Here is a 22,733-nt window from a genome sequence, read left to right as displayed (position 1 = left end):
AAAGTTCCTTCATTTTTTCGTTGACTGATAATTATAAAAAGCCAAGAACATATTCATTTCAGCCAAACGTTAAAATTTCTATTTCCGAAAACGTTATATTAAAATATTGAGATCCAAAAGGTTAGAACTGATTTGTTTATTTTGGGGTTTTGTGCAGATTATCAACTATTTAGTTTGTTCCAAAATCTCTTCTCCATTTAGGTAATCAGAAGGTCTTTGGCCCAGAATTTTAAAAAAGGTATTACTGAATGTTGGAACGCTGTTATAACCGACTTCCTGCGCGACTTCTTTTACCGAAAGTTTTCTTTCTAATAAGAGTTCGATAGCTTTTAAAATTCTTCGAATAGTATAATATTGAATGAATGACATTTTGAGATCTTTCTGAAACAAACGCGATAACGATCTTTCGCTATAACCAAACTCGTGCGCGACATTCGAAAACAAAATTGTTTCTCCCAAATTATTCTCCACATGACGCAGAATTTTACCTAAACGCTTATCTTTTGGCTGTGGTAATTCTAATGGAAGATTCGTCGGACAGATTTGCGGTAAAATGGCTTTTATAGCTTTAGCAATGCTGAAATTAGGCGTTTCTTCTTTGAGATCACCGTTCCATCGATTGGTAAACATCATCATTTGAAGCAGTAAATTATTGACTGGATAAATACCTTCGCTTTTATAAAATTCATCTTCATTTTTTTCAACTGGAAAATATAAATTCCGCATCATCACGTGTTCCGACTTCGGTTCGATGCTATGCTCTAATCCAGCAGGAATCCAAATAAAATGCCTGGCAGGCAGAAAGTATGATTTGGTTTCCGTTGTTACAAAAACTACATCGCCTTCTGCGTAGAGCATTTGTGCTTTTTCATGTTTGTGTTTTGGAACAAACAATTCGCCCATTATATCGTGATGACAATAAATGCTTTTTTTATCGGCATCTACTTTAGTGAGATAATATTGGTCTACTTTGAATGTTGATTGTTCCATTTTGTTTTTTAACCGCAACGAGCGCTAAGGTTTACGCAAAGTTCGCTAAAATTCTTTATTAGATGAGGAAATATGCTCGTAAAGTCGCGAAGAAACAAAGTTTTATTTCGCGCAGATTTTACTGATTAAAGCAGATTATTTTGCAACTCGAATAGCTGTCAAATCATCACATGTTTTTAATTCACTTGCAATTATTTCAGTCATAGATAAAAATTCCTTAACAAAATCATTATAATCATGTTTTAGATACAATCTTCCTGTCTCACTTATAGCAAGTACACCTGGATAATAGTATCCCAAAGTTCCTAGACATAAACATTTTTCTTTTGCAAATTTAGATATTGCGTGATAATCCTTTGTAGAATAGCATTTAGACGCTTCTTCTACATTTAAATTGAAGTCAAAATCATAGAATATTTCATCACCAGCATCTTTATATGTAAATTGTATATATGGCTCTAATCCTGTAAACTCTTCAATAAAATTTAATGCTTTTGTTGTTAATTTGATATACCTATTATAAGCCTCCGTTTGATAGTCAGAAACATCTACTTTTCGTTCTTCATACCAACCAGCCATCTGTAAAAAAGCTAAATACTGCTTTTCTCTTGATAATTTCTTTATATACATCTAAAGTTGCTTAAAAACAATTCTTAATATTTTTGATTGTTTAAAAAATGAAAGATTTTTCTCAACGCAAATATAAAAAAGATTTATTAATTGCTTACTTAAGGTCAAAAAAAAAGTCTTTCCTTAACGGAAAGACTTTCTAAATTTAAGCGGTCTGGACGGGACTCGAACCCGCGACCCCATGCGTGACAGGCATGTATTCTAACCAACTGAACTACCAAACCCTGCTTGTATTGTGAGTGCAAAAATACAACAGAAACTGGATTCTGCAAGGGTTTTTACAAATAAAATTCAATAAATTTTTAATGAGCTAAATTCCAATATTTTAAAAATTGACGTTTTTACATAAAAAGAAGAATTTTCTTTATTATTTGTTTTTTTAAACCGCAAAGCACGCAAGGTTAAAAGCACAAAGTCCGCAAAGCTTAAATTAAACTTTGCGGACTTTGCGAAAATCTTAGCGCCTTTGCGGTTAAATAATTTTGCAGTAAAAATTGGAATTTGGAATTTTTCCCGAGTCTTCGGATTTTGGAATTTACCTTTTCACAAAAGGTCTTAAATCAAAAAAGCCATCCACAAAGTGGAAAGCTTTTCATTGGTCTAACTACTAAACCGAGCTGAGAGTTACAAAGTCTCAGCAAAACAACACAACTAATCTTAGATACCGTATTTGGGCAAAAAAGCCTTTCTGTTACGAAAGGCTTTTCCCAATATTGCGGTCTGGACGGGACTCGAACCCGCGACCCCATGCGTGACAGGCATGTATTCTAACCAACTGAACTACCAAACCTCTGCGTTATTGCGGTTGCAAAGATATAACAGAATTTCATTTCTGCAAGCATTTTTATAAAAAATATTTAATTTTTATTTAAAATATTATCCAAAGTTTTGTTTTTCAACCAAATAAGTCGTCAATATTTTTTCAAAATTATCGCCAACATTGACCGAAACGTACTTAATCTGGTTCTTCGCGCAGGTTAAAGACAACTCTTTAAAGTACGCTTCTGCCCTTTTTTCGTATTCTGCTTTTATATTATCAGCAAAAATAGAAACCTCATCGCCTGATTCTAAGTCGATAAACTTTCTCGGCGTATTATCAAAATCAAATTGCAATTCGGTTTTGCTGTCTACAACGTGAAATAGAACGACTTTATGTTTGTTGTGTTTTAAATGCTGTAAAGCATTAAATAACTTTTCATCGTCTGCCGACTGAAACATATCGGTAAACAAAATAATCATCGAACGGCGGTGCATTTTCTCTGCAATTTGGTGCAGATACGTAATAGTATCCGTCGTTTTTTTGACTTTTGGCTGTTCTAATAATTGTTCCAGTTTATTTAAAAGCATTCGGTGATGACGATCGCTTCCTTTTTCTGGAGCATAATATTCGTAATGATCTGAGAAAACGCTTAAACCAACGGCATCGCGCTGTTTCTTTAAAATATTCATTAAAACTGCCGAAGCCAAAACCGCAAAACCAATCTTCTTTTCATAAAAAGGCTGATTCGATTTCAGTTCAGGGTAATGCATCGACGACGAATTGTCTACAATAATATGACAGCGCATATTGGTTTCTTCTTCAAAACGTTTGGTGTACAAACGATCGGTTTTGGCAAACAATTTCCAATCGATATGTTTAGTGCTTTCGCCCGCATTATAGACTTTATGTTCGGCAAATTCAGCCGAAAATCCATGAAACGGACTTTTGTGCATTCCGGATATAAAACCTTCCACAACCTGATTTGCCAGCATTTCCAGATGCTGAAAACTCGAGACTTTCTCTATTTCCGATTCAATTTTCATTCGGTTTCTTTTTTAATATTTTGTGCTTTATAAAGCAAATCTGCCGCCTGAAACAATTTACGTTTCAAGATCGGACTAAAATTAGGGTTTTCTTTTAAAAATCGCTGTACTTCATCAAAAGCATATTTCGACGAATATTTCCCAATTGTATTATCCAGCCAGTCTTTTGGAAAGAAAATATCTCCCGTGCGCTGGATTTCGTCTACCAAATCTAGTGAAAATCTAATATATTTCTGCGCACTTTCCTGACGAAGCGGATGATTTACATTGGCAAGACCAACAGAAACCCAGGATTCTTTCTCGCGATTCGCGTCGTCTTTTAAAGATTCTATAAATGCATTTCGAACTGATTCGTCTTTAGATAAAGATGGAAGCAAAAATTGAAAACGTTTCTTTTTATCTGGATTTGTGATGGTTGTTCTGGTTTTTTCCAAAATTTCATCGGCTTTTTCATGTTTAAAAATAGCCAGATTCATGGCGATATTGGTATAGTCGTCTTCGTTTAATTTTAAATTCTGAATCACAATTTCTTTATTCCAAATCTGGTATAATCTAGCTTTCGCCGAATCTGAATACGCAATTGAGCTGAATAATCCGAATAAAGTCTTTTTAATATTAGCCGATAAATTGGTTTGCAAACGAGTGTAAAGAATATCTTCAAGCGATTTTTGAACTTTGTTTTGTTGTTTTTGAGTAAAAAATTTCCAATAAATGGTATTTAAACTTCCAGATGCAATTCGCAGAACCAATTCATTTTCTTCGGTTTGAATTCCTTTTAAAAAACATTCAAAAGCTTTGTCTGCCGAAATGTTTCCAATTAAAGTATTTTCAAATAAATTACTGTAAGTAGAAGCTCTGGCAACCTCATCTTTTAAGTCTGTAATTTTATTTAAATTATTTCCGTCAAGCGGAAAAATACCATATCCAAAACCATTATAATTGTAAATTACAGCAATTGGTTTTTCAAGACTGACAGCTTCTTTTAAAACCAATTTTTCTGTTCCAATATTGGCATTTAAAATCTTTACTTCATTGGCATATATTAAACCTATTTGAAAAACCTGAGGCCAGACATTTTTGGATTTATCTTCTGCCTTTTGCTGAATTTCAAACTTTTTAATTCGGTTTTGTTTATCGTATTCGATCTTATCCGTAAAAATGGCTCTTCCGGATTGGTTTACCCAGACTTCGCTCCATTTTTTCATATCAAGCGGTGTTTCGGCATCTAAAAGTTCTACGAGATTATTCCAGTCGGCATTATCGTTGGCATATTTGTCAATGTATTTTTGGATTCCTTTTTGGAAAGCTTCTTTTCCCATCGAAGCTTCAAGCTGACGCATCATAATGGGCGCTTTGTTGTAAATTATGGCACCGTAAAGTGAACCTGCATCTTTTAAATTCGCCAAATGCTGTCGTATAGGATGCGTTCCCAACGATCGATCTTCTGCGTAAGCGCTTGGATAATGTGCTGTAAAAAACTGCAGATTATGATTGACTTTTGGAAAAATTGGATTCATGATTTTATCTGCCATAAAATTGGCAAAAACCTCTTTCATCCACACATCATTAAACCATTTCATAGTCACCAAATCGCCAAACCACATATGAGAAGTTTCGTGTGCTATGAGTTTTGCACGGTTTAGTTTTTCACTGTCGGTAGCGCTGTTATCCAGAAATAAAGATGATTCTCGATATTGAATTGCGCCTACATGTTCCATTCCGCCATATTGGAAAACCGGAATTGAAGCAAAATCGAGTTTTTTAAATGGAAATTTGTAGTTTGTATATTTTACTAAAAAATCCAGTGACTGCTGATGAAGATTGAAAATCGTGTCGGTACTTGCTTTTATTTTTTCAGCGTTATTTTCACGATAGAGCATTGTCATTTCTCCCGAAGTCTCGGGACCTGGCTTTTTTGTAACGCTTTGAAATTTTCCGGTTACAAAAGAGAACAAATATGTACTCATTTTGTCTGATTCTTCAAAAGCATACGAAATGAAATCTCCTTTTTCAACCTTCTCTTTGACATCGGCTCCAGCCAAAACTGACCAATCTTTAGGAACAGAAAGACTCAGTTTATAAACCGCTTTTATATCGGGCTGATCGAAACAAGGAAATAATGTACTAGCACGATCCGGAACTAATAAAGTGTATAGAAAATCATCGTTTCGGTTTAAAGATAAATTTCCGGCTATAAACGAAATTTTGATTGTGTTTTTACCCGAAATCAAGTTTTCTACAGGAATTATAATGTGTCCGTTTTCATGAACAATGGCAATGTCTTTTCCGTTTGCAGATATTGATTTTATGTTTTGAGATTTCTCTTTAAAATCTAAAAGAAGAGGTTTACTTAAATCAGATACAATAAGATCTACAACTAAATCTGAATTGATATTTTCGTTTTTCTGATTCGGAATTTCAAATGAGAGTTTATAATGAACATCTGAAATCTGGTGTTTACGAAACTGCGCTAACTGTTCTGAAACTCCATTTTCAAAAAACACACTTTCTTTTTCTTTTGACTGTGAAAAGCCATTTGTAATCATCAAAACAAAACAAAGAAAGGTGTAGATTATTTTCATTTTAAAGGAATATATAAGATTCGTTAAAAATAAAAAAAAAGTCTGCCACGAATCGCACGAATTCTCATGAATTTTAGTTTCTACTTTTGAACACAGCATCAAAAACGTATACAATTCATGTAATTCTCGGCGAAAAAAAATAAAAAAAGGTTTGATTATGCATCAAACCTTTTTAACAAACTCACTAATTTAAACTATCCAAAAATAAAATTATTCCGTTTGTTGAAAATCAAAGCTTAAATCGCCTGCATTGTAATTTGCAGAAACATTGGTTGGGAAAGTTTGTGTTGTACCAGAAAGCCATCTGTACTCATTAAAAGTAATATTTCCGGCCACGATTGGATACGTTACGTTACTATTATCGGCTTTGCTCTTTTTATACCAGTCATTAGAATTCATGGTAATCATGTATTTTTTATCTTTTTCTAAAGCCAGTTCGCTGATTTCTTTATTAACCTGCACATCTGCTGCAGCAACATTTAAAGTTTCTGTACGAAGCACTGTTTTTGCTGTATAGTCCCAGATCGTTACTCGAACAGAAGGATTCGTTGCCGGCAGTTTTAAAGTAAGTGCTTTGATTTTTCCTTTTACTGTTGGCGTAAATACCAACCCAAATTCGTAATCGCCTGAGTTTACAAAATTACTTACTGTAGTAAATCCTGTTTGTGTATAATAAACCGATAAAGGATTTTCTGTCTTAAATTCCGGCGTATTGTCTTTATCGTCATCACTGCTGCATGAAACAGTTAGAATAGCTGCAGACAGAATTGTAAAAAGTGTTTTTAAAGTTTTCATAATAAATTGAATTTTATTCGTTTCTGATTTGGCTGGTTATTTGATTTTTAAGGCTGAATATTGAATTGCGCACAAACTTCTTCGTAACTCATTTTAGAGTAATCTGTTTTTACTGCTTTAGATGTTGCAGCGGCAGCGCCTCCAGGAATCAAAATATAACGATAAGTAAGGCTTGCCGGCAATCCTACGGTTGTTCCGTCGGCAGCATGTTTAAATCTGAATATTTTGATTTTATTAAGGCTGGCAATAGCTGTAATAGTATTAGCATATCCTCCTGCTGTTGACGTGTAAGGAAGCGTATAAATATTAGTTCCAGACCCAAAAGACATGTATACTAATATGGTTCCTTTTGCCATAATATCTGCTGATAATTGCGGCACATCAAAAGAAGTAGATAATCCCGAAGTACCGTCTATAGTTTCTGCTGTACCTGCCGGAGCACTAATCCAGCCGCTAAAAATAACATTTGCAGATCCTGTCGCTCCAGTTGGTCCCGCCGGCCCTGCAGGTCCTGCAGGTCCTGTTGCACCATCGGCTCCGTTAGCTCCGTCTGTTCCATCATCGCTGCTGCATGAAATGGCTAAAATCGCAAATAAAAAAACTGTAAAAATGGGTTTTGAAAATTTCATAATAATTTTGGTTTTTAGATTGTCAAATGATTCATATTTAACTCAATAACATTATTTTTGTAAAACTCAAAAGCTGTATGGGATAGCTTTTTACAGCTCTTGAATTAATTACAAGACAAATTTGCGTCAATAAAATCCTAGTAAAAACAGCGAATAGACAAACAACATTTTAAATAGACAGACGACATAAAATAAGTTTGAATGATGAAAAAATACACTTGTATTATTATTGATGACGACGAAATCGACAGACTTACTGTATTATCTTTTGCCAAAAAATTTCCAATTCTGGATATTTTGGGTGTTTTTGAAGATCCGGAAGATGCGCTTCCATTTTTAGAGAAAGAAAAAGTAGATATTTTGTTTCTGGATATCGATATGCCGGGTTTAAACGGAATTGAATTTAGAAAACAGGCACTGGAAATTCCGGTTTGTGTTTTTATAACCGCGCATCCGGAACACGCTGTAGAAAGTTTTCAGATAGAAACTTTAGATTTTATTGTAAAACCATTAAAACTGGATCGTTTTACACAAACCATGAATCGTATCGAAGAGTTTATGGAAATTAAACTCAAAGCTTCTCTTTTTGAAGCCAGCATAGGCGGCGATACGATTTATATAAAAGAAGGTCACGACCAGACGAAAGTAAAACTGCATGAAATTTTATATCTCGAAGCTTTAAAAGACTATACTTTAATTATTACCGATAAAAAAAGACATTGTGTTTTATCGAGCATTGGTAATTTATTAAAAGAAGATCATTTTCAGTCTTTTATACGCATACACCGAAGTTTTGCCGTGCAGAAACAGTTTATCCAGAAAATGAATTCGACAGAGATTATTTTAAATAATAATGTCACAATTCCTGTTGGCAGAAGTTATAAAGACAATCTAAATTTGATTTAAATGAGGCAGGTTCTGTTTTTGTTTTTGCTTTTTATCACTTTTTCTGTTTTTGGACAGCAGGAACCCAATCTGGCAAGATTAAAAACCACAGACGAAAAACTAAAAGCCTGGCTTAAATACGCTAAAGAAGTTGATAACGCTGAAAACTATCCAAAACTGGTTGTTGTTGCACAAAAAGGAATTGAACTTTCTAAAAAACACAATGCTTATACTTCTAAGTTCTATTTTTTAAAAGGAAAGGCTTATGAATTTAATAATAACCAAAATAAAGATGCCGCTATTAACTACGAACTGGCTTTAGAATATGCTCAAAAAGCCCGACATCTTAAAAATGAAACTTCTGCCTTAATGCGTCTCAGTTACGCCTATTATGCGTTGAATGAAACTGCAAAAAGAGAAAAATTAATATATTACATTAAAAAGGTTCTTGACACCACAAAAAGCACTTATACAAAATCTGTTCTTTACGGAAGTGTTGGTGAATATTATCTTGACAATGCGGCGTACGAAACCTTTATTGGCTATCAGCTCAAAGCCATTAATTATAAAAAACAGCTCGAAAAAAGTGTCGCAAATGATGAAGTAATCGGGGTTTCATACAGTCAGATCGCTGCAGCATATACCAAAATGAAACAGTATAACAAAGCAATAGAATATTTAAACTATGCACAGCCTTACATAAAAACATCTGCATACATCAGCGCTTTTTCATGCAATTATTATTTGCAGTGTTTTGTTCCTTTAAAAAATCTTGACAGCATAAAAAAATACTATAACCTTATTTACACCTATCCGGACAAAAAAGATTCTTTATTTCTTAATCTAAGTTTTGCCAACCGAAGCGTTTCTGAATATTATGCTAATGCAGGACAGATAAACGCCGCTTTTAATTATGCCAAAAAAGCTGTTACACTAGCTCAAAAATCAACTGATGAAGATATTATTATGGAGTCTAATGCCATAATGGGAAGGGTTTTATATGAAAAAGGAGAGTATAAAAAAGCAATTGAGATTTTAAAGACTGCCTCAAAAAACGCTTTATCTTTTGATAAAGAATCTTTTGTAAAGATCAACAAAAAACTCTCTCAGAGTTACGCCGCGCTGGGTTTGTGGAAAGAAGCCTATCATTACAACGAAATTTACAGCAAGTACAGCGACGAAATGATGCAGGAATCTGCCAAGCAGAGTATTGCCAATGCCGAAGCCCGTTATCAGAACAAAACCAAACAGCAAAAAATTCAAAATCTTTCTTCTGAAAATACAATTAAAAACATCCAGATTGCCGATGCCCGAAAACAGCGTTTGTATTTAATATCCGGACTCGCTTTGGTTGCTATAATTGGATTATTATTATTCAGGCAGAATCAAATCAGAAAGAAAACCAATTTAAAACTTCAAGCATTGAATCAGGAACTTGATGAAGCTAATAAAATCAAGGCGAGATTTTTTAGTATATTAAACCACGATTTAAGAAGTCCAATTTCAAATTTGATTCATTTTTTACATCTGCAAAAAGAAAATCCGGAATTAATAGATGAAGAAACTGCTCAGCGAATGCAGACTAAAATAATTTCGGGTGCAGAAAATTTGTTATCGTCTATGGAAGATATTCTGCTTTGGAGTAAAGGACAAATGGAAAATTTTAAACCGCATTTTAAAGAAATTGAGGTTAAATCTATATTTGAAGATACACAGAAACATTTTTCGGGAATTGAAAAGATCGAAATTTCATTTGAAAATCCTCAAAACATTATTCTTCATACCGATGAAAATTACCTGAAAACTATTATTAGAAACTTAACCGGAAATGCCATAAAAGCGCTTGATAAAACTCAAAATCCAAAAATAATCTGGAAAGCGGGCCAAAAGGATAATCAATTTTATCTTTCGATAACTGATAACGGACCGGGAGGAACGCAGGAAAAATTTAAAGCACTTTACGACCAGTCTGAAGTTATAGGAATTAAATCCGGTTTAGGACTGCATTTAATTCGTGATCTGGCAAATGCCATAAACTGTAAAATAGAAGTTTGTTCAAAACCAGATTTAGGAACAACATTTACCATTTTATTCCAATAAAAAAGGCTTGAAATATAATCAAGCCTTTTTTATATAAATCATAATCTTACGATTACAACAAAGCGTCTAAGCTGTCAGCGTAGGTTTGTTTAGGAGCTACTCCTACTTGTTTTCCTACTACTTCACCGTTATGGAAAACCAAAACAGTTGGTATGTTACGCACACCGTATTTCGCAGCGAATTCCTGGTTAGCATCTACATCTACTTTACCAACAACTACTTTACCTGCATATTCTTCGCTTAATTGGTCAATGATTGGACCAACCATTCTACAAGGACCGCACCATGCTGCCCAAAAATCCACCATTACTGGTTTATCTGATTTTAAAACTACTTCGTCAAAAGTAGCATCTGTTATTGCTAATGCCATAATTATTTTCTTTAAGGTTATCTTCAGTTCCTGTCTCGGGGAGACTTTTTTAATACTTTCAGAACTGAGGTACAAAGTTAAAAATTAAAAACAAATCATACACTATTCAAAAATTAGTTTTGATTATAAATGCATCGTCAATAGTTATAATATTCACATGTGCTTTATTTACAAGCCTTAATATGCTGTAATACAAATCATTTTTTATTAGTATCTTTAATCATCCTGAAAATACCACATTTATGAAGGAAACTTTACACAAAATAAAAACCTTTTCAAGATCTGAACGTTTTAAAAAATACGCCAAACGCTTCGGATTTACTATTTTAGGATTAATCGCAATATTATTATTGGCTTACGGCGGATTATCAATTTATTTCAATCAGAATAAAACCGAGATCATTGCCAAAATCAACACTAAAATCAATGAAAACATAAACGGAAAGTTTCATATTGGCGATTTTCATTATAAGTTTTTAACCGGTTTCCCCAATTTTACTTTAGCTTTAAAAGATGTTGAAATCAAAGATAATAAGTGGGACACGCATCATCATACTTTATTAAAAGCCAACGAAATCGAAGCGCGTTTAAACGTTTGGAGTCTGCTAAGAAAAGAAGTCAACATTCATAAAATCCTTATTAACGACGCTTCTATTTACATTTACAAAACCAAAGACGGCTATACAAACTCAGATATTTTTAAACCTAAAAAGAAAAAATCTGCTAAAAAATCCGAAACCGAAACTACAATAGACGAAATCTATTTGAATCAGGTTCATATTACGATCGACAACAAACTGGGCAATAAATTATTTGATTTTGATGTTCACAGCTTAAAATCAAAAGTAGATTATGACGATGATAATTGGAATACTAATTTGTTTTTGGAAACCAAAATAAACAGTCTCGCTTTTAATACCGTACACGGAAGTTTTGCCAAAGAAAAAGAACTAAAAGGAACTCTGGCCGTGACCTATCATGCCGACAAACAAAAAATTGATGTTTCGACCAAAGACCTTAAAATTGGTTCTGATGCATTTGATATTATTGCCTTTTTTAATATTGGAAAAAACAATTCGCTTTTCGGCATCAATATAAATACTCGCATTTTATGGCAAAATGCATCTAATTTATTGTCGGGTAATATTAGTTCTAAACTCAATCGTTTCGATTTAAAGAAACCAATTGATGTAAACTGCGATCTAAAAGGCGATTTAAACGTACACGATGATCCAAAAATTGTGGTTCAGGCTTTGTGCCGAGACAATGAACTTACTATTCCCGACGGACGAATTGACAAATGCAGTTTTAAAGGCATTTTTACCAATAATTTTAAGCCTAAAAACGGATTTAACGATCCAAATTCGGCTATTATTTTAACCCGTTTTTCGGGAGAATTTGAGAATATTCCGCTTACGATGCCGCAAATGGTAATTAATAATCTCGAAAAACCTATTGCAACCGGAATTGTAAGCTCTGATTTTGATGTTGAAAGACTCAACGAAGTAAGTAACGAAAAATGGATTCATTTTACCGAAGGCCACGCAAAAGCCAATTTAAAATTTCAGTTTGATATTGTCGATTTGTATATCAAAAAACCCAAGTTTATTGGCAATGTCGATGTCGATAATGCTTCGTTTCATTATATTCCAAAGAATGTTCAGGCTGTAAAAACCAATATTCACCTTAACTTTACAGAAAAAGCATTATTTATTAAACAAATTGCCTACAAACATAAAATGAACACCATTTTTATTGAAGGCAAAATCGATAATTTCCTTAATTTATATTACGATGCACCCGAAAAAATGCTCGTAAACTGGAAAATTTATTGTCCAAATATTGATTTGAAACAGTTTTTGGGCGTTTTGGCTTCTTCACAAAAAAAGAAAGCCGAAGCTAAAAAAAGTGCAAAACCCACAATTTCAAATCATCTTCGAAATGTAATCGAAAAATGCGCTGTAGTTATCGATATTAAAGCTGATAAAATTAATTACAATAAACTAACGGCGACAAACACAAAAGCAAGCATTCAAATGCTGGATTCGAAATTGGTAATCAAAAACGGATCTCTGCACACTTCTGGCGGAAATATTACTTTTAGCAGTGAAATTGTACCTAACGGAAAAAACTATGCTTTTAACTCGAATGCACAGGTAAATAGAGTTGATATTGCGAGTTTCTTAAAGTCATTCAATAATTTTGGCATTACATCTTTCAGTCCAAAAAACATAAAAGGAAAGCTTACCAGCAAAGCAAACGTAAACGGATTTATAAATAGTCAGGGCGAACTTATTACAAATTCGATGCACGGAAAACTTGATTTCAATGTCACTCAGGGCGCTTTGCTAAACTTTGAACCTATAATGAAAATTGGAAAATTTGCTTTTCCGCTTCGCGACGTCGAAAATATCACATTCAGCGATTTATCCGGACACCTTAATATGCGCGGGGAACAAGTCGATGTAAACAATCTTACCATAAGTTCCAGCGTTTTAAATATCGATGTCGACGGCGTTTATTCTTTTGGTCGTGGCACAAATCTCGCACTTACGATTCCGCTTCGAAATTCTAAAAACGACGCCAGTCTCACAAAATCTGAACGAGAAGCCGTACGCGAACGCGGTATTGTTCTGCATTTATTAGCTGTTGATGATAATGGGAAAATGAAGATTAAATGGGGGAAGAAGAATAAGTAAAATCATAATCCTTTGTCATTTCGACGAAAGGAGAAAATAAAAAAGCCACTATAACCAGTGGCTTTTTCAATTTTATAAATCATTCAACATCCAGATAAGGATTTAAAACTTCGGCAAATTCGTTTAGCCAGTAAAAACCTTTTTCGAGATTTACAGTTTCTGACTGCAGGGTTTCGCAGTCGCGAATTAAACTTAAAGCGATTAAATGATTAATTCTTCTGATTTCTTTTGCAAGACTTACAGGATCGACTGTTGTGTTGAAGAAATCAGCAATTCTGGATTCTGTTTCTTTAGTAAGCGTGTTTACACTCATAATCTGAAATTTTAAGGAATATAAACCCGCATGGGTTAGCTGTCCTACGCATTTCAGAGCGTTGCAGTTGTTTCCAATACCGCCAGCGTACCACACGGGCAAGAAGTTTTGTTGTGTTCATGTTCTGAAATTTTTAGGACTGCAAAGATATTAAAAAAGCCTTGCTGATTACAAAGGTTTCTTACAATTTAGTTTAGGGTTTTAGTTGTGATTTCTCATTCGTCAAAATGAAAAAATATTCAGAAAATTTTCATAATATTTTATTAACTCCCTTGGCTTTTCCTTTTAAAATGGATAAGTTTGAGAAACAATCATTAAATATAAACCGTTATGAAAATTCAAATCAACACCGACAAACACATTGAAGGACATCAAAGATTAGAAAACTATTTTTCTGAAGAATTAGAAAAAGGTTTAGCACGTTTTGAGGATAAAATCACCCGAATCGAAGTACATTTTGGAGATGAAAATGGAGAGAAGTTTAGTGTAAACGATAAAAAATGCGTGCTTGAAATACGTCCGGTAAAATTACAGCCAATCACTGTAACAGAACATGCAGAAACTCTTGAAAAAGCTTTTAACGGTGCTTTGAGTAAAGCTAAAAAATCACTTACTACTACTTTCGAAAAACAGAAAGCGTATTAAAAATAATTTTCAGTTTAGTTTATAAACCATATAAGTTATACAAGTCCTTAAAAAGCGTTTTGCTTTGAACTTATATAACTTATATGGTTTTGTTTTTTATAGTAATCTTTATGATTTTGGCAGAGGCGATCCAACTGGAATATCACAGCGGTGTCCTGGTTGTCCGTGAGCAGGGTTCATTCCTTCTGCTACAGTTTGAGCAGGCTCAGTGCTTAACAATGCAGGAACCGGATTTCCTGCGGGCGGTGGTGTAACTGTAAAGTTTTTAGTTGCTGTTCCGCTTTGAGCTGTTGAAGTTGTAGATGCAGTAGTATTAGCTGCCGGAGAATTTAAAGGCGCTCCAACAGGAATATCACATCTGTGTCCTGGCTGACCATGCGGCGGATTCATTCCTTTTGCCGTTTTTACAGGCGCTGCCGTTGTAGTAACTACATTTTTTTGATTTGGATTTACCTGAACCGTTTGTGTTGTTTGCGCTGGCGTAGCCTGAACTTGCTGTGTTGGTGCAGAGTTTAACGGTGCTCCAACTGCAATATCGCAACGGTGTCCTGGTTGTCCGTGAGCCGGATTTAATCCTTTTGTATCTCCTAAAACTGTATTTGGATTTGCAGTTTGTGTATTCTGAACAACTGGAGCTGCTGATTTAGTCGTATCTTTTGCAAGTCCAAGTCTTATTAATTCAGATGTTGCAGTGCTTTCCTGCGGTTCTAATTCTTTTTTGCAGGAAATAAAAACCAATGAAGAAATAACAAGTGAGCTTATAATGATTTTTGAATTCATAGTAGTGTATTTTTGAAGCTTTCAAATATACTTGTTTTTTCGGGATTACACTATATAAGAAATATAAGATAATTTTAAAGTTTAACTTTGAATTGCTTTGGAATTTATCATGTAAAGTGATAAATTTTTATTCCACGCAGATTTTACAAATTTAAGCTGATCAACGCAGATTGATTAATTTAAAATCTGTCTGAATCTGTAAAATCTGCGTGAAACCCTTCTCTTCATTCAAAATCATTCTTAACTTTAAACTTTTAATTTATATCTCATGAAAAAAACAATCCTACTTTTATTATTAGCCGTTTCTTTTGCAAATGCTCAAACCGACAAAGATCAAATCAACAAAACTTTAGATGCGTGGCACAAAGCAGCGGGCGACGTAAAATTTGATGCGTATTTTAATGTCTTAGCAGATGATGCTATTTACATAGGAACTGATGCAACCGAAAACTGGACTAAAAAAGAATTTTCTGTCTGGGCAAAACCATTTTTTGACAAAGGCACAACCTGGAATTTTAAAGCTCTGGAACGTCATATCTTTTTTGACAAATCTGGAAAACTGGCTTGGTTTGATGAATTGTTAGATACACAAATGAAAATCTGCCGCGGATCTGGTGTTTTGGTAAAAGTGGGTAAAGAATGGAAAATTCAGCACTATGTTTTATCAATGACCATTCCTAATGATGAGGTTGATGCTGTAACTAAGATTAAAACCCCAATTGAAGACGCTTTGATTGCGAAGCTTCAAAAAAAATAAACATTTTTCAGTTTTATTCTTATAAACATAACTTTTTTAGCACCTTACAAGTTAAAATATCGAATTAATTATAATGTAATTGATAAAATAAGGCGTAATTTAGGGTATCAAAATAAAATAGTCACAAAAAAACGGGTAGGATTTTATAAATTTATTTAAAATAAAAACCTACCCGCTATTTTAACAGCCCTTAAAACTAGAATATTTAATTTTTTATAACTTTGACCCCAAAAAAAATAGGGTTCAACAAAGTATTTTAAAAATGAAAATAGAAAAACGCTGGATTATCTCCTTCATTATGATAAGTGTTGTATGTACGATAGGTGCATTTTGGCCAACAGTAACAGAAAACAACTATGTTTTATCAGAATTTGGAACTATAGATCATATTATCCCTGCAGATGTTGCCTGGATGCTTACTTCTAGCTGTCTGGTTTTGATTATGACGCCTGGATTATCTTTTTTTTATGGCGGAATGGTAGGTAAAAAGAATGTTATTTCTACCATGCTTCAAAGTTTTATATGTCTGGGAGTTGTAACGCTTTTATGGGTTGTAGTTGCTTTCAGTCTTGCTTTTGGAGAACCGGTTGGTTTTGGTTCCGGCGATCATTTTTACAGCTTTTTTGGAAATCCTATGACATTTGCTTTTATGGATTATGTGGGCGTTTTGCCTCATAAACAATTGGCAAGCACGATTCCGTTTATGCTTTTTGCACTGTTTCAAATGAAATTTGCCATTATCTGTCCGGCCATTATTACGGGTTCGTTTGCAGAACGTGTTCGTTTCATTTCTTACTTAGTATTCATCAGCTTATTTACCATTTTTATATATGCTCCTTTATGCCACGCTGTTTGGTACCCAACAGGTGTTTTAGGAAGCTATTTTGGCGTAAAAGATTTCGCAGGAGGAACCGTTGTACACATGAGTTCTGGTTTTGCAGCTTTGGCCGGAGTTATTGTTTTAGGCAAAAGAAAAAACAGCCAGCATATTCCAACTAATATTCCGTTTGTATTATTAGGAACCGGAATGCTTTGGTTTGGATGGTTTGGTTTCAATGCCGGATCTGCGCTTGCTGCTAACGGAACTGCCGCTATGGCTTTTGCCACTACCACTACTTCATCTGCCGCTGCTATGTTAACATGGATTTTCTTCGACAGAATGAACGGAAGAAAAGTCTCGGCTCTTGGTGCTTGTATTGGTGCAGTTGTAGGTTTGGTTGCGATTACGCCAGCTGCAGGATTTGTATCAGTTCCGGAAAGTATGTTTTTTGGATTTGTAACGGCTTTGGTTTCTAATACAGCTGTAAACTGTAAATATTCAAAAAGATTTGATGATACTCTTGATGTTTTTGCATGCCACGGTGTAGGCGGAATTATGGGAATGATTCTGACTGCTATTTTTGCTCATGGAGAAAACGCAAGTTTACTTCACGGCGGATGGAATGTTTTCGGTCACCACATGATGGCATTAGTTTTAGTTTCTATCTTTACTTTCTTTGGAGCTTATTTCTTATTTAAAGTAACTAATTTCATTATTCCGCTTAGAGTTTCAGAAGAATCAGAACATATTGGATTAGATTTATCTCAGCACGATGAAACACTTGATCCTAAAATGTTAGCCGTTCCTGAAACCCCGGAATACAGCTAAAAACTTACATTAGAATAGCCAAAAATTCACGAATTAATTCAACATAAATTCGTGATAAAAATTTGCCACAGATTATATTGATTCGCACAGATTTTAAAATCTATTTAATCTGTATAATCTGTGGCAAAAAATTAATAGTGCATAATTCGTGAATTCGTGGCAAAAAAAAACATTTACACATCTTCATTCGTTTATATTCCTTAATTTTGCCCAAAATTTTTATAAAAGTGGGAAGTAAAAATAAACTTAAAAGATTCAGAGAAAACGAAACATTTCAAAACGTTTTTCAGCCAACTCGCGAAGAAGTTGTTGGTGATTTAATGCCTTTAAAAGGAAAATGGAATTCTGATTTCTTTAAAAATGACAATCCTCTGGTATTAGAATTAGGATGTGGAAAAGGTGAATACTCAGTTGGACTGGCAGAAAAATATCCCAACAAAAATTTTATCGGAATTGATATTAAAGGTGCTCGTTTCTGGCGCGGTGCTAAAACTGCTGTAGAAGACGGACTGCATAATGTGGCTTTTGTTCGTACTCAAATCGAATTAATCAATCATATTTTTGCCGAAGGCGAAGTAGACGAAATCTGGATTACTTTCCCAGATCCGCAGATTAAATACAAAAGAACTAAACACAGAATGACCAATTCTGAATTTCTAAAATTGTATAAAAAAATCCTGAAAAAAGACGGTGTTGTAAATCTTAAAACCGACAGCGAATTTATGCACGGTTATACACTTGGATTGCTTCATGGTGAAGGCCACGAAGTATTGTATGCCAACCATAATGTTTACAAAAATGAAGGAAGTCCTGAGGTTGTAACTTCAATCCAGACATTTTATGAAAAACAATATTTAGAAATTAACAAGGCAATTACGTATATTCGTTTCAAAATTAAAGACTAATTTAATTTTACCCTTATTTTTAACTGCTTAAACAACTGAATGGTATATCTTACTCCAATACTTTCAGGCTTTATCGCCGCTGCAATTGGGATTATTCCTCCGGGATTAATCAACATGACGGCAGCCAAAATAAACCTGAAAGAAGGAAAAAAGAATGCCTTTTGGTTTGTTATAGGTGCTGTTTTGGTAATTTTTTTTCAGGTTTATGTTGCGGTTTTATTTGCTCGCGTAATCGACAACAGACCCGATGTTGTAACACTGCTTAGAGAAGTAGGTTTTGTTATTTTTTCGATCCTGACGATATACTTTTTGTTTATTGCCAAAGAACCGAAATCGAAAAAGAAATCTGCCATTAAAAAAAGCAGCAAAAAGAGCCGTTTCTTTCTGGGAATGCTGCTTTCCGGATTAAACTTTTTCCCAATTCCTTATTATGTCGTTGTAAGTGTTACGCTGGCTTCGTACAATCTTTTTGTATTCGAAAACACAATAATTTTCACCTTTGTTTTAGGTTCTGTATTAGGTTCATTTGCCGTTTTGTACAGTTATATTGCTTTTTTTGGTAAAATCGAAAAGAAAACCGATTATCTAATGCGTAATATGAATACCATTATTGGAAGTATTACAGGTTTAGTGGCCATTGTAACGCTTTTTAATATTCTAAATTATTATTTCGGATAATTTTCTTTTGCCAAAGATTAAAACAATTAAAATGATTTTCTTTTTTAGTTGAAAAATTTCTCGCAGATTTTGCAGATAAATAGTAATTTTAAAATCCTTATAACTCCGTTAATTTGCTGCAATTATGGCTGAAGAAAATTTTTTCGAAAGAGTATACGCTGTCGCCAGACAAATTCCGTACGGAAAAGTAACTTCTTATGGTGCTATTGCAAAAGCTTTAGGCGCAGCACGTTCTGCACGAATGGTAGGCTGGGCTATGAATGCATGTCATAATATGGACGATGTTCCGGCACACAGAGTAGTAAACCAAAAAGGACTTTTGACAGGAAAACATCATTTTGAAGGAACTAATTTAATGCAGCAGCTTTTAGAAAGCGAAGGCATTGAAGTTGTCAATAACCAAATTGTTGATTTTGAAAAACATTTCTGGAAACCAGAAGTTGAAATATAAAATAAACTGAGATTTTACTGCAAAGCACACAAGGTAAATAAACGCAAAGGTTCGCAAAGTTTATTTTAAGCTTCGCGAACCTTTGTGTAAATCTTAGCATGCTTTGGGGTAAAAAATACACCTGACGAAATCAAATCAAACAAATTACAAAACTCGTTTTATCTTCATCGGTTTGATAACTTAAATAACCGCCGTGCGCTTCAATAATGTTTTTAGAGAGCGTTAAACCAATTCCTGCGCCGTCTTTTCTGGTGGTAAAAAACGGCAGAAATACTTTGTCCTGAATCTCTGGATCAATTCCTTTTCCGTTGTCTGAAATAGTGATAAAGAAACGATTGTTTTCAGTATAACTCGACACATACATTTTCTTTTCGTCTTTCTCTTTTAAGGCATAAACGCTATTGGTAATCAAATTAATAATTACCTGTTCCATCTGATTTTTATCGATCATAATTGAACGCGAGCTGTGAATATCGTTTATCAATTCAATGTTTTCTGCTTTCAAAATTGGGCTCATAATTCGAAGACAATCTTCAAAAAGGGCATTTATCGGCGTCATTTCCTTGGTTGGCGTTGGCAGCATCGCCAGTTTTCGATAATTTTCTACAAAAACCTGCAAATGGTCACTTCGGTTTATAATGGTCGAAATACTGCTTTTAATATCATCAAAATCATCTTCTTCCAGACTTTCCTGATCGACAATATGAAGTAAATTCTGCGAAAGCGCGCGAATTGGCGTCAAGGAATTCATTAATTCATGCGAAATAATCTTCATTAAATTTATCCACGCTTCTTTTTCTTTTTTCTCGATAACACGCTGAATACTGTCTAAAAGGATAATGAAATATTCTTTGTTATACGTTTGGGTTCTTGAAGTCTGAAGCATAAAAGTCTGCAAATCCTGCTCTTCTATTTTAATAGAAATTGCCGATTTTAATTCACTGAAATCTGTTTTTTCGATTTCTGCACATAACGAAGGAATATAGTTTTTAAGATATTTCCAATGACTAACTTTTGGGACTTTAAATAAATCCGAAAAACAGTCATTCATCAAAAAGATGTTCCAGTCGTCATTTTCTTTTTCAAGAATTATAGCCGCTGTTTCTATATTATTTAAAAGCGAACGGTAAATAAGTTCTTTTGAAGTTTGTTCCTGCTCCCGGATTTTTAAAGTTTCGTATAGAAGATACAGCGTTTGAAAATTGTCCTTTTTATTTTCTTGCGGAAAATTAGTTGAAAAATCATTATTAAGAATCGAAAGCAGTGTTCTATCGTAAAACTGAAGTTGATTTTTGACAAAAAAGTACATTTCGGCCAGCATTAAAAAAACGAAAAATCCAACCAAAAGTGCGTTGTAATAAAACGTTTTATAAATCAGGAAAACGCAAAAGAAAAAGAGTATCATTATAAATAATACCCTCACAAATAATGCATTATAAAACTTCCAATTTTTCATTTTTTTATGCTTAATAATATTGACGAAAATTTAACCGCAAAGGTCACAAAGATTTACGCAAAGACCGCCACATAGCTTAGTGAACTTAATAAAGCAATTACAATCGCTCCAAAAAATGCTTTGCGCACTTTGCGGTTAATTTAAAACTTTACTCAATTCTTTAAATCGTATTTTTCTATTCTTCTGTACAAAGCAGCTCTCGACAAACCTAGTTCTTCGGCGGTTTTGCTTATGTTTCCGTGGTGTTTTAAAAGTGCTTTTTCGATTGCGGTTTTCTCCATTTCAGATAATGGATTTTCATCATTTTCCTGTATATCTTCAAAATCCAGAATATCCAAATCAGTTATCGAAATAATATTATTATCAGCCAGAATCAAGGCTCGTTCAATTTTATTTTCCATTTCTCTCACATTTCCTTTCCACGGATATCTTTCGAGATAAGCAGCTGCATTTTCCTCAAAACGCCATCCCGAAGCTTCGGGACCATGATTGTATTTTTGAGCAATATTTTCAAGAATAAAATTAGCCATAGGAACAATATCGTCTTTTCGCTCGCGCAATGGCGGGAGGTTTATTTCCATCGTATTAATTCTGTAAAGCAGATCTTCTCGAAAAGTTTTACTTTTTACCTCAGCTTTAATATCATTATTCGTAGCCGAAATTATTCGCACATTTAAAGGTCTTGCTTTACTTTCACCTAAACGCGTTACCGTTTTTGTCTGCAGCACATGTAATAATTTTGACTGAAGATGAAGTGGAATATTTCCTATTTCATCCAGAAAAATAGTTCCGTTCTGCGCCATTTCAAACCTTCCGGGAGTATCTGTTTTGGCATCTGTAAAAGCACCTTTTGCATAACCAAAAAGTTCGCTTTCGAACAAATTATCACTTAAAGAACCTAAATCGACATGAACAAAAGGAGCTTCTTTTCTAGTAGAATTTTGATGAATAAACTCTGCAAAAACATATTTTCCGGTTCCGTTTTCTCCTAAAATTAATACGTTGGCATCTGTTTTTGCAACTTTTTCTGCAATGGCATACGCTTGTTTTATTTTTTGCGAATTTCCGGTAAAATAGCGTTTTTCTGTTTTTTCAATTACTGTTTTTTTGCTGTTTTTTCGACTTTCGGCAACTGCTTTGTCAATAGTTTCTAATAATTTTTCGTTATGCCACGGCTTTAAAACATAATCGTAAGCGCCTATTTTAATGCCTTCTACGGCAGTTTCGATTTTTCCAAAGGCCGTCATTAAAATTACAATTGTATTGGGCGAAAGTATTTTTATTTCTTTCAGCCAATGAATTCCTTCACGCCCGTCTTCAAAACCAATTCGGTAATTCATGTCCAGCAAAACCACATTGATCTCATTTTCATTTAAAATTGAAATGATCTTTTTGGGACTATTGGTTGTAAAAATGGTTTCAAAATGTTTTTTCAAAATCATCTTTGCCGAAAAAAGAATTTCTTCCTGATCGTCAACAACTAATATTTGGGCTTGCTTTTTTCTCATGCGGCTTTTTATTTGTCCGATTTCGAACGATCAACTGTTCATTATCGAACACTCTTTTTTAAAACGTTTTTTAGAGCTTCTTTAAAATCAGTGCTTTACAAAAAATAAA

Annotated in this window: 20 protein-coding genes and 2 tRNA genes; 9 read left to right on the top strand and 13 right to left on the bottom strand. The window is 34.0% G+C overall.

Going from position 1 to position 22,733, the window contains the following annotated elements:
• Positions 1–165: 165 nt before the first annotated feature.
• The 8 genes from ABD859_RS07135 to ABD859_RS07100 form a co-directional block, all read right to left on the bottom strand.
• Entirely contained in the window at positions 166–990 is an 825-nt protein-coding gene (locus tag ABD859_RS07135; RefSeq protein ID WP_345142164.1) for a helix-turn-helix transcriptional regulator, read from the bottom strand.
• Positions 991–1,125: 135 nt separating this feature from the next.
• Positions 1,126–1,620, bottom strand: coding sequence for an SUKH-3 domain-containing protein (locus tag ABD859_RS07130; protein WP_345142161.1), 495 nt, complete (start codon positions 1,618–1,620; stop codon positions 1,126–1,128).
• A 150-nt stretch (positions 1,621–1,770) separates the two neighbouring features.
• Positions 1,771–1,844: transfer RNA gene (locus ABD859_RS07125), tRNA-Asp, on the bottom strand.
• A gap of 492 nt (positions 1,845–2,336) precedes the next feature.
• Positions 2,337–2,410 (bottom strand) — tRNA-Asp (locus tag ABD859_RS07120).
• 86 nt (positions 2,411–2,496) lie between these two features.
• On the bottom strand, positions 2,497–3,423 hold the full coding sequence (locus ABD859_RS07115; protein WP_345142159.1) for a DUF58 domain-containing protein: 927 nt from the start codon (positions 3,421–3,423) through the stop codon (positions 2,497–2,499).
• Positions 3,420–6,005, bottom strand: coding sequence for a M1 family metallopeptidase (locus tag ABD859_RS07110; protein WP_345142156.1), 2,586 nt, complete (start codon positions 6,003–6,005; stop codon positions 3,420–3,422). Before ABD859_RS07110 ends, ABD859_RS07115 begins: the two co-directional genes overlap by 4 nt.
• Before the next feature lie 210 nt (positions 6,006–6,215).
• Positions 6,216–6,800, bottom strand: coding sequence for a hypothetical protein (locus tag ABD859_RS07105; RefSeq protein WP_345142153.1), 585 nt, complete (start codon positions 6,798–6,800; stop codon positions 6,216–6,218).
• 47 nt (positions 6,801–6,847) lie between these two features.
• Positions 6,848–7,429 (bottom strand): hypothetical protein, encoded by a 582-nt coding sequence (locus ABD859_RS07100; protein WP_345142150.1) that lies wholly within the window; start codon positions 7,427–7,429, stop codon positions 6,848–6,850.
• Positions 7,430–7,630: 201 nt separating this feature from the next.
• Between ABD859_RS07100 and ABD859_RS07095 the strand changes: the two genes are divergently transcribed.
• Both ABD859_RS07095 and ABD859_RS07090 read left to right on the top strand, forming a co-directional pair.
• A complete protein-coding gene (locus tag ABD859_RS07095; protein WP_345142148.1) occupies positions 7,631–8,335 on the top strand; it encodes a LytR/AlgR family response regulator transcription factor in 705 nt (234 codons plus the stop codon).
• Positions 8,336–10,414 carry an ATP-binding protein gene (locus ABD859_RS07090; RefSeq protein ID WP_345142145.1) on the top strand — a complete coding sequence of 693 codons (2,079 nt, stop codon included), beginning with the start codon at positions 8,336–8,338 and terminating at the stop codon, positions 10,412–10,414. It begins immediately after the preceding gene.
• A gap of 52 nt (positions 10,415–10,466) precedes the next feature.
• Here the strand turns inward: ABD859_RS07090 and trxA are convergent, their stop codons facing one another.
• Positions 10,467–10,805 (bottom strand): thioredoxin, encoded by a 339-nt coding sequence (gene trxA, locus ABD859_RS07085; protein ID WP_345143885.1) that lies wholly within the window; start codon positions 10,803–10,805, stop codon positions 10,467–10,469.
• A gap of 221 nt (positions 10,806–11,026) precedes the next feature.
• Between trxA and ABD859_RS07080 the strand changes: the two genes are divergently transcribed.
• Entirely contained in the window at positions 11,027–13,483 is a 2,457-nt protein-coding gene (locus ABD859_RS07080; protein WP_345142142.1) for an AsmA family protein, read from the top strand.
• Positions 13,484–13,562: 79 nt separating this feature from the next.
• Here the strand turns inward: ABD859_RS07080 and ABD859_RS07075 are convergent, their stop codons facing one another.
• The gene (locus ABD859_RS07075; protein WP_345142139.1) at positions 13,563–13,796 is read right to left on the bottom strand and encodes a hypothetical protein; all 234 of its coding nucleotides are present in this window, start codon (positions 13,794–13,796) and stop codon (positions 13,563–13,565) included.
• A 330-nt stretch (positions 13,797–14,126) separates the two neighbouring features.
• On the opposite strand from ABD859_RS07075, the gene ABD859_RS07070 reads away from it, so the two are divergent.
• Positions 14,127–14,441, top strand: a complete 315-nt coding sequence (locus ABD859_RS07070) for an HPF/RaiA family ribosome-associated protein (RefSeq protein ID WP_345142136.1) — start codon at positions 14,127–14,129, stop codon at positions 14,439–14,441.
• 108 nt (positions 14,442–14,549) lie between these two features.
• Here the strand turns inward: ABD859_RS07070 and ABD859_RS07065 are convergent, their stop codons facing one another.
• Positions 14,550–15,221 carry a hypothetical protein gene (locus ABD859_RS07065; RefSeq protein WP_345142133.1) on the bottom strand — a complete coding sequence of 224 codons (672 nt, stop codon included), beginning with the start codon at positions 15,219–15,221 and terminating at the stop codon, positions 14,550–14,552.
• A 268-nt stretch (positions 15,222–15,489) separates the two neighbouring features.
• Between ABD859_RS07065 and ABD859_RS07060 the strand changes: the two genes are divergently transcribed.
• The 5 genes from ABD859_RS07060 (at position 15,490) to ABD859_RS07040 (ending at position 19,660) form a co-directional block, all read left to right on the top strand.
• On the top strand, positions 15,490–15,978 hold the full coding sequence (locus ABD859_RS07060) for a nuclear transport factor 2 family protein (protein ID WP_345142131.1): 489 nt from the start codon (positions 15,490–15,492) through the stop codon (positions 15,976–15,978).
• Between the two features lie 262 nt (positions 15,979–16,240).
• Entirely contained in the window at positions 16,241–17,626 is a 1,386-nt protein-coding gene (locus ABD859_RS07055) for an ammonium transporter (RefSeq protein ID WP_345142128.1), read from the top strand.
• A 227-nt stretch (positions 17,627–17,853) separates the two neighbouring features.
• Complete coding sequence (gene trmB / locus ABD859_RS07050) at positions 17,854–18,531, top strand: tRNA (guanosine(46)-N7)-methyltransferase TrmB (protein ID WP_095929742.1); 678 nt, start codon at positions 17,854–17,856, stop codon at positions 18,529–18,531.
• 39 nt (positions 18,532–18,570) lie between these two features.
• Positions 18,571–19,209, top strand: a complete 639-nt coding sequence (locus ABD859_RS07045) for a LysE family transporter (RefSeq protein WP_345142126.1) — start codon at positions 18,571–18,573, stop codon at positions 19,207–19,209.
• 124 nt (positions 19,210–19,333) lie between these two features.
• Positions 19,334–19,660, top strand: coding sequence for an MGMT family protein (locus tag ABD859_RS07040; RefSeq protein ID WP_345142124.1), 327 nt, complete (start codon positions 19,334–19,336; stop codon positions 19,658–19,660).
• A 130-nt stretch (positions 19,661–19,790) separates the two neighbouring features.
• Here ABD859_RS07040 and ABD859_RS07035 read toward each other — a convergent pair whose 3' ends face one another.
• Together ABD859_RS07035 and ABD859_RS07030 are read right to left on the bottom strand one after the other, a co-directional pair.
• Positions 19,791–21,116 (bottom strand): sensor histidine kinase, encoded by a 1,326-nt coding sequence (locus tag ABD859_RS07035; RefSeq protein WP_345142122.1) that lies wholly within the window; start codon positions 21,114–21,116, stop codon positions 19,791–19,793.
• 152 nt (positions 21,117–21,268) lie between these two features.
• Positions 21,269–22,624, bottom strand: coding sequence for a sigma-54-dependent transcriptional regulator (locus ABD859_RS07030; RefSeq protein WP_345142119.1), 1,356 nt, complete (start codon positions 22,622–22,624; stop codon positions 21,269–21,271).
• Positions 22,625–22,733: the final 109 nt, after the last annotated feature.

Origin of the sequence: Flavobacterium ginsengiterrae, from assembly GCF_039539785.1 — a bacterium.
Taxonomy (GTDB): domain Bacteria; phylum Bacteroidota; class Bacteroidia; order Flavobacteriales; family Flavobacteriaceae; genus Flavobacterium; species Flavobacterium ginsengiterrae.
The sequence above is the reverse complement of the archived record's forward strand: the minus strand, read 5'-3'. Positions and strand labels throughout refer to the sequence as shown.